Origin of the sequence: Streptomyces sp. NPDC050147 (assembly GCF_040660195.1) — a bacterium.
Taxonomy (GTDB): Bacteria; Actinomycetota; Actinomycetes; order Streptomycetales; family Streptomycetaceae; genus Streptomyces.
Window position 1 is genome coordinate 139612 of sequence record NZ_JBFALJ010000026.1, and the last position, 12506, is coordinate 152117.

At 70.9% G+C, this 12506-nt stretch carries 10 protein-coding genes; 6 read left to right on the forward strand and 4 right to left on the reverse strand.

Annotation, left to right across the window (positions count from 1 at the left end; all coding sequences use genetic code 11):
- Positions 1 to 8: 8 nt before the first annotated feature.
- The 4 genes from AB0I94_RS32835 (at position 9) to AB0I94_RS32850 (ending at position 4653) form a co-directional block, all read left to right on the forward strand.
- A complete protein-coding gene (locus tag AB0I94_RS32835; protein ID WP_363313354.1) occupies positions 9 to 872 on the forward strand; it encodes an NAD(P)-dependent oxidoreductase in 864 nt (287 codons plus the stop codon).
- Positions 873 to 911: 39 nt separating this feature from the next.
- Entirely contained in the window at positions 912 to 2570 is a 1659-nt protein-coding gene (locus AB0I94_RS32840; protein WP_363313355.1) for an FAD-dependent monooxygenase, read from the forward strand.
- A complete protein-coding gene (locus AB0I94_RS32845; RefSeq protein ID WP_363313356.1) occupies positions 2570 to 2914 on the forward strand; it encodes an antibiotic biosynthesis monooxygenase family protein in 345 nt (114 codons plus the stop codon). The genes AB0I94_RS32840 and AB0I94_RS32845 overlap by 1 nt, the downstream gene beginning before the upstream one ends.
- A 173-nt stretch (positions 2915 to 3087) precedes the next feature.
- Positions 3088 to 4653, forward strand: a complete 1566-nt coding sequence (locus AB0I94_RS32850) for a multicopper oxidase domain-containing protein (protein WP_363313357.1) — start codon at positions 3088 to 3090, stop codon at positions 4651 to 4653.
- A gap of 76 nt (positions 4654 to 4729) precedes the next feature.
- Here AB0I94_RS32850 and asnB read toward each other — a convergent pair whose 3' ends face one another.
- The 4 genes from asnB to AB0I94_RS32870 all read right to left on the reverse strand — a co-directional run bounded on the left by asnB (position 4730) and on the right by AB0I94_RS32870 (position 11098).
- Positions 4730 to 6580 (reverse strand): asparagine synthase (glutamine-hydrolyzing), encoded by a 1851-nt coding sequence (gene asnB, locus AB0I94_RS32855; protein ID WP_363313358.1) that lies wholly within the window; start codon positions 6578 to 6580, stop codon positions 4730 to 4732.
- A gap of 40 nt (positions 6581 to 6620) precedes the next feature.
- Positions 6621 to 8255 carry an FAD-dependent monooxygenase gene (locus tag AB0I94_RS32860; protein ID WP_363313359.1) on the reverse strand — a complete coding sequence of 545 codons (1635 nt, stop codon included), beginning with the start codon at positions 8253 to 8255 and terminating at the stop codon, positions 6621 to 6623.
- A gap of 31 nt (positions 8256 to 8286) precedes the next feature.
- Positions 8287 to 9210 carry a PfkB family carbohydrate kinase gene (locus AB0I94_RS32865; RefSeq protein WP_363313360.1) on the reverse strand — a complete coding sequence of 308 codons (924 nt, stop codon included), beginning with the start codon at positions 9208 to 9210 and terminating at the stop codon, positions 8287 to 8289.
- A gap of 124 nt (positions 9211 to 9334) precedes the next feature.
- Positions 9335 to 11098 carry an MFS transporter gene (locus AB0I94_RS32870; protein WP_363313361.1) on the reverse strand — a complete coding sequence of 588 codons (1764 nt, stop codon included), beginning with the start codon at positions 11096 to 11098 and terminating at the stop codon, positions 9335 to 9337.
- 234 nt (positions 11099 to 11332) lie between these two features.
- Here AB0I94_RS32870 and AB0I94_RS32875 point away from each other — a divergent pair, with 234 nt between their 5' ends.
- Complete coding sequence (locus tag AB0I94_RS32875) at positions 11333 to 12028, forward strand: N-acyl homoserine lactonase family protein (RefSeq protein ID WP_363313362.1); 696 nt, start codon at positions 11333 to 11335, stop codon at positions 12026 to 12028.
- Between the two features lie 21 nt (positions 12029 to 12049).
- Positions 12050 to 12376, forward strand: coding sequence for an antibiotic biosynthesis monooxygenase family protein (locus AB0I94_RS32880; RefSeq protein ID WP_363313363.1), 327 nt, complete (start codon positions 12050 to 12052; stop codon positions 12374 to 12376).
- Positions 12377 to 12506: the final 130 nt, after the last annotated feature.

Consider the following 12506-nt stretch of genomic DNA (forward strand, 5'->3'; position numbering starts at 1 on the left):
TCTTTTCCATGGACAACCGTCAGGTGGCGTTCCTCGGTCTGGGCAACATGGGCGGCGGCATGGCCGGCCGGTTGCTCGACAGCGGATACGAACTCACCCTCTACAACAGGACCGCCAGCAAGGCGGCCGCCCTGGTCGAGGCGGGTGCCACGCTCGCCGAGGCCCCCGACAAGGCCGCCTTGGACCACTCCGTGGTCATGCTGAGCCTCAGTGACGAAAACGTCGTCGAGGACGTCCTCTTCGGCCAGGTGGTGCCGGTGCTGGCCCCGGGCACCGTCATCATCGACACCTCCACCGTGTCACCCGGCTACGCGCGGCAGGCGGCGCAGCGCCTTGCCGACAAGGGCCTGCGCCGGGTCGAGGCCTGTGTCGTCGGCAATCCGCTGCAGGCCCGCACGGGCGAACTGCGGGTGTACGTCGCCGGTGAGGCAGCGGACCTGGAGGCGGTGCGCCCGGTCCTGGAGACGGTCGGCAACGATGTCGTCCACCTCGGTGCCCCCGGCACCGCCGCCACCATGAAGCTCATCCTCAATCTGCTGCTGGGCGCCCAGGTCGCCTCGCTGGCCGAGGCCGTCGCCTACGGCACCGCCGCCGGACTCGACCGCGACCAGCTGCTCGGATCGGTCGCCTCCAGCGGGTTCAGCTCGATGGTGATGCGCTTCCGGGCCGAGCTGATGCGCTCACGCCGGTACGAGCCGGCCTTCTTCCGCTCCGAGCTGATGGAGAAGGACATCCGGATCTCGATGGAGGCCGCCGAGGCCCACGGCATCGCGATGCCGGTACTCGGCGCCGTCCGGGAGCAGTTCGCCGCGGTCATCGCCGCCGGCGACGGCGACAAGGACGCCTCGGTGATCGCCGAGCACCACGCCTAGGACCGCCAGGGGACGAAGGGATGTGAGGCTGTGCAGGATATGAGCCGAAGTGCGCTTCGCAACACGGACGTGCTGGTGGCCGGCGGGGGACTTGCGGGGTTGGCGACCGCTCTGTTCCTGGCCGGGCAAGGAGTCGAGTGCCTGCTGATCGAGGGCGCGCGCGAGCGGCCCAAGCTCCCGCGCATCCTCGGCATCCACCCGAGGGCCATGGAGCTGCTGCGCTCCCTGGGCCTGGAGGAAGAGATCCGCGACCTGCCCACCACCCGGGCCCTGGCCCAAAATTCGGGGATTGTGGCCGCCGAGTCGCTGGCGGGCATCGAGCTGGGCGAGCTGGGCGAGAAGTACGTGATGGACGTGCGCACTCCGCTCGGTCTGCTGTCACCCACCAGCTGGTGCCTGTGCGACGAGGGGGAACTGGAGGAACTGCTGAGCGCCAGGGCGCAGCAGCTCGGCGTCGTCCTGCGCGGCAGCAGCACCCTCGTCTCCTTCGACCAGGTGGACAGCCAGGGCGAAGAAGTGAACGCGGTGGTGCGGGACTCGGTCAGCGGCACCGACCGGATCGTCAAGGCCTGCTACCTCGTCGAGGCCGGCGGCACAGCCGGGATCGTGCGGGACACACTCGCCATCCCCTTCGACGGGGAAGTCCTCGGCCAGTACGTCACGGTCCGCTTCAGCGCCGACCTGCGAGCCGAGCTCGGGGACCGCAGGTTCCTGATGTGCTACACCGTCAACCCCGCCCTGCGCGGGGCGCTCATGCCGCTGGACAACGCCTCCCAGTGGCTGCTCCACGTCTCCTGCGACCTCGCTCGCGAGCCCCTGGCCTCGTTCACCGAGGAGCGGTGCGAGGAACTCGTGCGGATGGCGACAGGAGTACGGGACCTGCGGCCAAGGATCGCGGAGGTCAGCGCCTGGAAGGGCGAGGCCAGGGTCGCCGGACGGTTCCGGGAGGGCCGGGTCTTCCTGGTCGGCGACGCGGCCCATGTGATGCCGCCCAGCGGAGGGTTCGACGCCGGTACCGGCATCATCGACGCCCACAACCTGGCGTGGAAGATCTCGGCCGTGCTCAACGGCTGGGCCGGAAACGAGCTGCTCGACAGCTACGACGAGGAGCGCCGCCCCGTGTGCGCGGCCACGGTGGAGCAGGCCGTGCTGCGGGCCAAGGACCGGCCGCGGCTCCTTGGCGCGGACCCCGGGCCGGCCGACTCCGACCTGGTGGAGGATCCGCTGGTCTGGTTCAACCCCCGCTACCGCTCCTCCGCGCTGACCCCGAGGGACGCGGGCCTCTTTCCCGGGGACGGGCTGTGGGCGGCGGAGAACGACGGCCGCCCCGGCAGCCGGGCGCCCCATCTGCGGCTGCGGCACGGAGGCTCCGAGGTGTCCGTGCACGATCTGTTCGGGCACTCGATGGTGCTGCTCACCGGACCCGACAGCGAGCCCTGGAAGAAGGCGGCGCGGGCCGTCGCCGCCGAGCTCGGCATGCCCTACTCGGTGTACGCGGTCGGCACCGAACTGACCGATGTCGACGACCGCTGGCCCGAGCTGTACGGGGTCACGGCACAGGGCGCCGTCCTGGTGCGACCCGACGGCATCGTCGCCTGGCGCTGCGCCGACGCACCGATCTTCACCACCAACACACTGCGCGCGCTGACGAAGCGGATACTGCGGCTGGACCAGCCGGCCGCGAGGGAGGAAAGGTAATGGAGAGCGTAAGCGGCCTGGTGCCGGGCGGGCCCCTGCGGGTCATCCTGCGCATGGAGGTCTTCCCCGAGATGGCCGCCGACTTCGAGAAGGTCTGGCTGTCCATCGGCGAGAGCATTGCCCACGAGCCCGCCAACCGCGGGCAGGTCCTGCTCAGGTCGACGCAGGAGGAAGGCGTCTACTTCGTCTTCACCGACTGGAGCAGCGAGCAGGAGTTCCGCGACTTCGAACTCAGCCACCGCCACACGCTCAACCGCCAGCGGCTCAAGCCCTTCCGCCGCAGCGGCGCCATGGACGTCACGCAACTGGTCCACCGGCTCGATGCGGTGCCCGCCCCGTCCTGAGCGCCGTCCCCCGAACCGAACGTCGGGTGTCCCTCGCACGGGTTCCCCCTCCGGGGCGAGGCGACGCCCGGCGTTCGCACGTGCGGGCTCAAGTGATCCTCAAGGGGTGCTGGGCAAAGATGCCTTGACCGCTACTTCGCCCTGCCCTGGGGCCTGTCCGGAGGAACCGACCCATGACACCAGCCCGTCCAGGCCGCCGCCGATTCCTCAAGATCGCTGGTGTCACGGTGGTGGTGGGGGGAAGCGGCTGGGGGGCGAACTGGCTCTCGGTCTACTCCGACCACCAGATCAGCAACGTGGGCAAGCTGAAGTTCCGCAACCGGCTGCGGGTGCCCGAACTCCTTGACCCCAAGCCCTCCGGGGACGGCCGCAAGCAGTACACGCTCAAGCTCGCCGAGGGCACGAGCGAACTGCTGCCGGGAAAGAAGACCAAGACCTGGGGCGCCAACGGCCCTTACCTGGCGCCGACCATCCGGGCCCGCCGCGGCGACAAGGTCTCGATGACCGTGCACAACGGCCTGCCGGACGCCACCACCCTGCACTGGCACGGCATGCACCTCCCGCCGGCCATGGACGGCGGCCCGCACCAGATGATCGAGCGCGACGGAACCTGGAAGCCGCAGTGGACCGTGCACCAGCCGGCCTGCACCCTGTGGTACCACCCGCATCCGCACGGCTCGACCGCCGGCCACGTCTACCGGGGCATCGCCGGAATGATCATCCTGGACGACGAGCACTCCACGGGGGCGCCCCTGCCCTCCCGGTACGGCGTCGATGACCTGCCGCTGGTCATCCAGGACAAGAACTTCCACGACGACGGGTCCCTCGACTTCGGCGAGAGCTCCTTCTTCGACACCATCGCCGGGATGGACCCCCTGGGCATCCTGGGGGACACCATCATCGTCAACGGCACCTACGACCCGTACTTCCACGTCACCACCACCCGGGTGCGCCTGCGGCTGCTCAACGGCTCCAACGCCCGCGTCTACCAGCTGGGTTTCCCCGACGAGCGCACCTTCCACCTCGTCGCCGCCGAGAACGGGCTGCTGCCCCGGCCCCGGCCCCTGACCCGGCTGCAGTTAGGCCCCGGCGAACGCGCCGAGATCGTCGTGGAGTGCAAGCCGGGCGAACAGGCCGTGCTGCGCAGCTTCGCCCCCGACCTGGGCATCGGCTTTCCCACCGACCGCTTCCACGGCGGCGACGACACCTTCGACATCCTCGCGCTGCGCGCCGCCAAAACCCTGCGGCCCTCCCCGGCGCTGCCCACCCGCTTCGCCGGCGCCCCCGCCCCGATCAAGGTGCCGAACGACGCGAAGGTACGCAAGTTCCACTTCGTGGGGACGCAGATCAACGGCAAGTCGATGGACATCAACCGGGTCGACGAGGTCGTGGCGGCGGGGGCCACCGAGATCTGGGAGATCGACCGCGGCGACGGGACGCTGCACTCCTTCCATGTGCACGGCGCGACCTTCAACGTCCTGGACGTGGACGGCGAACAACCGCCCGAGGAAGCGCGCGGCCCCAAGGACACCGTCTACCTGCCGGAGTCCGGCAAGGTCAGGCTCGCGGTCCGCTTCGACACCCTGACCGACGACCGGGTGCCGTACATGTACCACTGCCATGTGCTGCGCCATGAGGACGACGGGATGATGGGCCAGTTCCTCGTCGTCGCGCCGGACGCCGTGGACCGCGCCCCCAGGACCATCGAGGGCTCGCACGGCGGCTCCGGCCACCACTGAACCGGGCGCCTGCCGGGAACGACGTGCGCCGGGCCCGGGGGGTCAGGTTCCCCGGGCCCGGCGCGTCTGGCGGGCTTCAGAGGGCGAGCCGCACCCCGTACCTCCGCAGCCAGGTGTTCAGTTGGATCGGCAGCTCGGCATTGGCCCGCCGGGCCCACCGGTTCAGGCTCTGGGAATCCTTCAGCGCGGCCCGTGCGGCCGGCACGTCGAGCAGCGGCAGGACCGGCGCCTGGGAGTCATCCAGCAGCGCGTGCATCTCGGTGCGCAGCGCCGCCTCGTACCCGGGGTCGAGGGTGACCGGGTAGGGCGTCTTGCGGCGCTCGATCACGCTGGTGGGCAGCAGGTCGCGCACCGCGGCACGCAGCAGGCTCTTCTCCTGGCCGTCGAAGTTCTGCATCTCCCAGGGCAGGTTGTAGGCGTACTTGACCAGCCGGTGGTCGCAGTAGGGCATCCGCACCTCCAGGCCGACAGCCTTGAACAGCCGCTCGGTGTGCCCGTTCTGGTTCTCCATGAAGTTGGTCAGGTGCACCCAGCACAGCTCCCGCATGTGCTTCTCGTGCGCGGACATGCCGGGCAGGTGCGGGGCCTCCGAGACCGACTCGCGGTAGCGCTGCGCCGCGTACTCCAGCGGGGCCAGGTCCTTCAGCAGCCCTCCGTCCAAGAGCCCGCAGCCCAGCCCCGCGGCGTCGTCGCGGACCACACCGCGGGCGACCCACGGGAAGGTCTCCATGGTCGACTCCACGGGGTCGCGGTTCCAGGCGACCCCGTGGAAGAGCGAGTCGGCGGCCTCACCGGTCAGGACGACCTTGGCGTGCTCGCCGACGGCCCGCGCGAGGAGATACAGCGAGGTGTTCATGTCACCCAGCGGGGTGGGATAGTCCTTGGCGCGCAGCACCGCGAGCCGGGCGATGGGGTCGCTCAGGTCGGCGGGGTCGAGCACCACCGTGGTGTGGTCGGTGTCCAGGTGGCGCACCACATCGGCCGCGTAGGGGGCATCGGGCGAGTTGCGGGTGTCGGTCGCCTTGAAGTTCTCGGCGTGCTGGGCGAAGTCGACGGTGAAGGTCCGCACCCGCTGCCCGGACTTGCGCAGTTCGCGGTCGGCCAGGCCCACCACACCGCTGGAGTCCAGGCCGCCGGAGAGCAGCGAGCCCAGCGGCGCCTCGGTCCGCAGATTGCGGCCGATGCTGTCCTCGAGCAGCCCGCGGATGGTCGTGACGGTCGTGTCGAGGTCGTCCGTGTGCTCGGCCGCCTCCACCGACCACCAGCGGGTCTTGACCGTGCTCCCCGCCTTCACCAGCAGGTGGTGTCCCGCGCGCAGCCGGTGCATGCCACGGAACGGCGCCACGTGCGGCGTACCGGAGTACGTGAAGATCTCCTGCAGCCCCTCGGCGTCCACCGCGGGCTCGACCTGCGGATGCGCGAGGATCGCCTTCGCCTCGGAGCCGAACACCAGCCCGGTGGCGGTCGGGTAGTAGAAGAGCGGCTCCACGCCAAGGCGGTCGCGGACCAGGAAGAGCTCTTGTTTCCTGGCATCCCAGACGACGCCGGCGAAGGTGCCCTCCAGCCGGTGCACGGCCTCGGCGCCCCACTCCAGATAGGCGAAGAGCAGGGTCTCGGTGTCGCCGCCCGACCTGAACCGGTGGCCGCGGGAGGCGAGTTCGGCCCGCAGTTCGCGGTGGTTGAGGATCGAGCCGCTGTGCGCGGCCACCGCGACGGTGCGCCCGTCGTGCTCCAGGGTCACCGGCTGGTGTCCGTCGGCGAGGTCGAAGACCGCCAGCCGGCGGTGGCCCAGGGCGGCCCGCTGGCTCACCCAGATCCCTTCCCCGTCGGGTCCTCGCTGGGCCATGGCCGCCGTCATGGCCAGGACGGTGCTGTGCTCGCGGGTGAGGTCCCGGTCGAAGTCCACCCAGCCGGTTATTCCAGACATCTTCTCTCCATCGTTACGGGGGATGAGCAGGCGAGGCGAACTACCGGGACAGTACGGCGGCCAGAGCGTGAGCGAGCACGGCGTCGGGGGTCTCGTGCCCGGCGGGCGCACGCCAGGCCACCACTCCGTCGGGCCGGACCAGAACCGCACCCCGTGCGGTCACACCGAAGGTGCCGGGCCACTGCCCGGAGGGGTCCGACGGCCCTTCGGGCGAGCCGATGCGCACTACGCCGAGGGTGATCCCAAGGCGCTGGGCGGCGGCCTGGCCCGCCGCGGCCCAGTTTTCGGCTTCGGGGCCGGTGAGCAGCACCATGGAGCGGCTGAACAGGTCGAGGGTCGACAGCGGCTGCCCCTGGCGCTCCAGCGCCACGTGCGGTGCGCGGGTGCCGGGGGCGCCGCCGGGGGCCGGGTTCCACACCCCGTCCGGCAGCGCGGGCTCCTGGGGTCCTGCGAGCACGGCGCCGGAGCGGTACTGCCCGCCGAACCAGATCGCGGTGTCCGCAACGATGTCGGGGTTGGCCGGAGCCGGTTCCTTGTCGGCCAGCCGCGGCCGGTCCTTGGACCGGAGCACGGCCTGTTCCACGATGGAGGCGCCGATGGGCCTGCGCTCGGCGTCGTAGCTGTCGAGCAGCCCCGGGCCCGCCTCGCCGCGCAGCACCATGGCCAGCTTCCAGGCCAGGTTGTGCGCGTCCTGGACCCCGGTGTTGGAGCCGAACGCCCCGCTGGGCGGCATGACATGGGCGGCGTCGCCGATCAAGAACACCCGGCCGCTGCGGTACGCCGAGGCCGAACGCCCCGCCGCTTCCCAGGGCTTGGCGCCGAGCACCTTCACCGCGAGCTCCGGCACCCCGGCCGCCGCCCGCACCAGCTCCTGGCAGCGCTCGTCGGTGAACGAGGCGGGGTCCTGGGCCGTCGGGTCGAAGGTGACGTGCAGCAGCCAGCGCCGGGCGTTGTCCAGGGGCATCAGCGCACCGCGCACGGTGTCGTTGAACGTGTACATCATGATGAAACGGCGCTCGCCCAACTCCTCGGCGAGATCGGCCTCGAAGTGCACGTTGAGGAAGTTGCCGGTGGTTCCCGGACCGTCGAAGCCGATGCCCAGCTGCGTGCGCAGCGCACTTGTGGGGCCGTCGGCGGCGACGAGGTAGTCGGCGTGCACGGTCCTGGTCTCGCCCGAGTCGCGGTCCCGGAGCACGGCGGTGATCCCACGCTCCTCGTCCTCCTGCTTGAAGGAGACGAGCTCGGTGCCGTAGAGGAAGTCGGCTCCGAGCTCCTGAGCGCGCTCGTGGATGACGGGTTCGAACTCGTCCTGGTGGCACAGGCACCAGCCGGTCGGAGACAGGCTGCTCAGGTCGGTCTTGACATCCATGAAGTACGCCTCGTGCAGCGCACCCATCTGGTGCCCGGTGAGGGACTGACCTGCGTACACGCCGCTGTTCTCGGCCAGGGCCCGCGCCGAGGCGGTCGCCCGGACGCGGGATTCGATTCCGGCGGATCGCATCAGCTCCATCGCGCGGGGGTTGATGCCCCTGGCCCGGGGGTGGGGCGACATGCCGCGGTGGCGCTCCACGACGAGGCTGGGCACCTCGTGCTGCGCCAGGAACAGGGCGACCGACAGGCCTGCCAGTCCTGCGCCTACCACCAACACGGGCGTGTGCTGTTGTTTGCTGGACACACCGATCCTTCCTCTGTACGGAGCTTGCCGCTCAGCGTGAGGGCCGCGGGTCGCAGCTCGATCGAGTCAGGCTGGAAGCCCGCGCGATGCTCGCTTTAGAGGTGCGGGCCGTGTGCGCGAAATGCTCCAGTGAGGCAACGACTGGCTGCACCGCAGCGGCCCCGTAGGCGCAGCGCAGCCGGCCGGCCAGGTCGTCGCCGCGCAGCGTGTACGCCTGGGGGCCCGCGCTCTCCAGCGCGACGGAGGCGACCGCGCCGCCCAGCCTGGCCGCGTCCACCGGGCCCAGGCCCCAGGCGATGGCGGCCAGGAACCCGGCCCGGAAGGCGTCCCCCGCACCGGTGGGCTCCGCCGCCTCGCGCGGCGGCACGGCCGCCACGTCCAGGGGCAGCCGGTTGGCGCAGACGATGCGCGAGCCCCGGGCGCCGTGCGTGGTGACCCACGTGCCCACCCGGCCCAGGACCTGCTGCTCGGTCCAGCCGCTGCGCTCCTGGATGAGCACGGATTCGTAGGCGTTGGTGAACAGCAACCGCGGCCCCGCCAGCAGGGCCCGCACCTGTGCGCGGCCGAGGTGGGCCAGCTGCCCCGAGGGGGCGGCGACGAAGGGGATGCCGAGCTCCACACACTGGCGGGTGTGGCAGACCATCGCCTCGGGGTCGTCGGGGGAGACCACGACCAGGTCCAGGGGGCCGGACTGCTCCAGCAGCTGCCGCAGGTCGATGGTCCGCCGGCCGGCAACGTCCGTCCCGGCCGCCCCGATCAGCAGCGGCGCCAGGCCGAGGGAGCCGAGCCCGAAGGCGAGGTTGCCCGCGGCCGAGCCGGGGTGGACCTTCGGCTCGTTCGTGCTGAAGGTGAGGGAGAGCTTGTCCAGGCACTCCGCGATGAACTGCTCTGCGAAGGTGCGGCCGCAGGACGTCATCTGGTCGCTGGCGATGGAGCCCGTCACTGCTATGCGCATGTCTACTCCCGTATCGGGTGGGGATCAGGCGAGGCCGGGCAGTTCACGGCCGGTGACAAGGTGATCGGGGTCACAGTGGGCCGGGCTGCTTAAGTCCTGCTCGACCATGCGTCCAGCGGGCCGCTCAGCTGGCGGGGGCCTTGTGCGCGGCGGTGCTCGGCTTCTCCTGCCGGCTCGCCCCGCCCGCCCCGCCCTGCTCGTGCCTGCGGCCCTTCTTGGGCAGGGCGAACGTCAGGAAGAACCCGAGGACGATGATCCCCACCTCGTACCACAGGACCTTCGCGGTGGCCTCGGCGAAGCCGTTCTTGCGTGCTTGGCCGGCAGCGTCGGCCAGTGCCTCGCCGACCGGCCCGCTCTGCGCCGGTGAGACGGTGCCGGGAGGGACGATCGCCCTGCAGGCGGCGGGCGCTTGCCTCTCGTCGGTGTTCTTGCCGTTCTCTTTGGCGCAGACGCTGAAGTTCGCCACGATCTGTTCCCGCCCGGGCGAGACGACGCCGACCTTGGCGAGCTGCGAGCGCAGCGCAGGCAGGGCGTCGTCGGTCGCGGGCCCCGACTGCCCGGCGAGCAGGTTGAAGAACAGCACACCGATCACCGCGACGCCGGCCGCGGCGCCCAGCTGGTTGGCGGTGCTCAGCAGCCCGGAGCCGGAACCGGCGTGTTCGACCGGGACGCCGCCGAGGACGATGTCGACCACCGGCGAGATGACGAAGCCCAGGCCCAGGCCGAGCACGGTCAGCGCGGGCGCGAGGTTCCAGCCGTCGAGGTCAGCGCCGTAGTGATGGACGGTCCAGATCAGGCCGGTCATGCCGGCCCCCATGACCACCATGCCGATGCTCAGCACCTTGCGCCCCATCCTCATCGCGAGCAGCGCGGAGAACGAGGACGTGATCATGGCGCCGAACGAGAACGGAAGGGTGGCCAGGCCCGCCGCGAGCGGCGAGAAGCCCAGGCCGGCCTGCAGATAGAGGGTGAAGGGGAAGAACAGCCCTGAGATGATCGCGAAGAAGCTCAGCATCACCAGGAGCCCGGCCACGAAGGACCGCTCCTTGAAGAGGCTGGGCTCCACGAGCGCCGAACCGTCCCGGGCCGCCTTCTTCCTCTCGTACAGGGCGAAGGCGACGAAGAGCGGCACCGAGCCGGCCATCGCGATGAACGTCCAGGCCGGCCAGCCGGCCTCCGCGCCCTGCACCAGCGGGTAGAGCAGCGCCAGGAGCGCCAGGGTGATCAGCGCGACGCCCACCAGGTCCAGACGCTGGGTGCGGGGCGACTTGGACTCGCGTACGTACGCGGCGACACCGATCAGCGCGACGATCCCGACCGGAATGTTCACCAGGAAGATCGGACGCCACGACCAGCCGAAGAGGTCCGCGTCGACCAGGATGCCGCCGAGCACCGGGCCGAGCATCGCCGCCACCCCCGACAGCGCCCCGAACAGGCCGAAGACGGCGGCCCGTTCCCTGGGCGGGAAGGCGACCTGGAAGATGGACAGGCCCTGGGTCATGACCACGGCGCCGCCGAGCCCCTGCAGCACCCGGGAGACGATGAGCATCTCGGTGCTCTGGGCCACGCCGCACAGGAGCGAGGCGAGGACGAAGAAGCCGATGCCCAGCGTGATCATCCGCTTGCGGCCCAGCATGTCGCCGATCCGGCCCACGGTGATCAGGCTGAGCGCGAAGGTGAGCGTGTACGAGGCGGCCACCCACTGCAGGGCCGCCTTGCTGGCATCGAGCTCGCTCTGCATGACCGGGAGGGCCACGTTCACGATCGTGGTGTCGATCAGGTCGAGGGCGATGGCCACCAGGATCACGGCGGCCGCCCGCCACCGGCGAGGATCGGGCTCTGGCGCCGCCTCCCCTGTCGCCGGTGTCCTGTCTGCTGCCTGCGTCACGGGATCTCCCTTGGGGGGCACGGATGGCGGTCTTCGCCCGGCTCTCAGCCGGGCGCGCACAGGTCCGCTTCTGGCCGGGAGCCTGGCCGCGTCCGATCGGGTTCCGCTCGAACCGCGGTTGATCACCCGGCCGCCGCACCCGGTGTGACGTTCTCGATCGGGACTTGAGCGCCGGCGCCGATGATGACCGCCGCGGCGACGGCACGGGCCGCCGCCCGGAGGGGAGCATGAGGGATGAGGCTGTATCTTCTGCGGCTGGGCACCATAGCCGGGCTCGAGGCACCGGTGCCGGGCTATCTGATCCGTACGGACGACGGCCACAACGTCCTGATCGACACGGGTGCTCCCGCCGATCCGTCGCCCCAGGCACGGATCCGGGTGGACCAGGGACAGGACGTGGTGGCGCAGCTCGCGGCGCTCGGGGTGCGCCCGGAGGAGATCGACACGGTGGTCTGCTCCCACCTGGACCCCGACCACAGCGGCTACCACGCGGCCTTCCCCGGCGCCGAGTTCGTGATCCAGCGCGCCCACTACGAGCTGGCGCTCGCCGGCACGGTGCCGCGGCTCGAAGCGGCCAGGAAGCTGTGGGACGTCCCCGGGCTCGCCTACCGGGTGGTCGACGGCGACACCGAACTGCTGCCCGGCGTCGAACTGGTGGAATCCAGCGGGCACATCGGCGGGCACCAGTCCGTGCTGGTACGGCTGGCGAACTCCGGCCCGGTGCTGCTGGCGGTCGACGCCATCCCGATGGCCGCCGCACTCGACCCCGACGAGCGGCCGGTCTTCCCGTTCGACCTCGACGAGAAGGACGTACGGGAGAGCACCCGCAAGCTGGTCGCACTGGCCGGCAACGAGGGCGCCCTCATCGTCCATGGGCACGACGGCAAGCAGTGGGCCGACCTGCGGGTGGCCCCCGCGTACTACGACTGACAACGGGAAGGGACCGGCATCATGAGCAGCGAGCGCATCCGCGTGGTCATCTACCTCCGTGCGCCCGAGGGGGGTGCGGAGCAGCTGGAGAAGGCCTACCGCGAGATCAGCTGGGTACGCGGCGACGCACAGGGATCCGCCATCAAAGGGCTGATCCGCAGCGAGCTGCTGAGAGACGTGGACCGCGAGGGGGAGTACGTCCTGCACGGCGAGTGGGAGAACCTGGAGGCCTACCGCACCTGGCAGTTCGGCCCCGACCACGCGGGCAACCCCTCGGCGCTGCGGGACTACCAGGACCGGTCCAGGGGCCGGCACTATGCCGTGTACGGCATCGGGTCCCAGGACTGAGCCCGCCCCCCTGCCGTCGCAGGCGACAGCCGGGCGCCGCCGGACCCGGTGCCGTACACGGCATAGTGCCGGCCCCTGGACCGGTCCTGGTAGTCCCGCAGCGCCGAGGGGTTGCCCGCGTGGTCGGGGC

Excerpts from the sequence above, each read along its gene's own strand:
- asnB (WP_363313358.1), bottom strand. The coding sequence starts at position 6,580 with ATGTCTGGAATAACCGGCTGGGTGGACTTCGACCGGGACCTCACCCGC.
- AB0I94_RS32875 (WP_363313362.1), top strand. The coding sequence starts at position 11,333 with ATGAGGCTGTATCTTCTGCGGCTGGGCACCATAGCCGGGCTCGAGGCA.
- AB0I94_RS32880 (WP_363313363.1), top strand. The coding sequence starts at position 12,050 with ATGAGCAGCGAGCGCATCCGCGTGGTCATCTACCTCCGTGCGCCCGAG.
- AB0I94_RS32840 (WP_363313355.1), top strand. The coding sequence starts at position 912 with ATGAGCCGAAGTGCGCTTCGCAACACGGACGTGCTGGTGGCCGGCGGG.
- AB0I94_RS32845 (WP_363313356.1), top strand. The coding sequence starts at position 2,570 with ATGGAGAGCGTAAGCGGCCTGGTGCCGGGCGGGCCCCTGCGGGTCATC.
- AB0I94_RS32865 (WP_363313360.1), bottom strand. The coding sequence starts at position 9,210 with ATGCGCATAGCAGTGACGGGCTCCATCGCCAGCGACCAGATGACGTCC.
- AB0I94_RS32850 (WP_363313357.1), top strand. The coding sequence starts at position 3,088 with ATGACACCAGCCCGTCCAGGCCGCCGCCGATTCCTCAAGATCGCTGGT.
- AB0I94_RS32835 (WP_363313354.1), top strand. The coding sequence starts at position 9 with ATGGACAACCGTCAGGTGGCGTTCCTCGGTCTGGGCAACATGGGCGGC.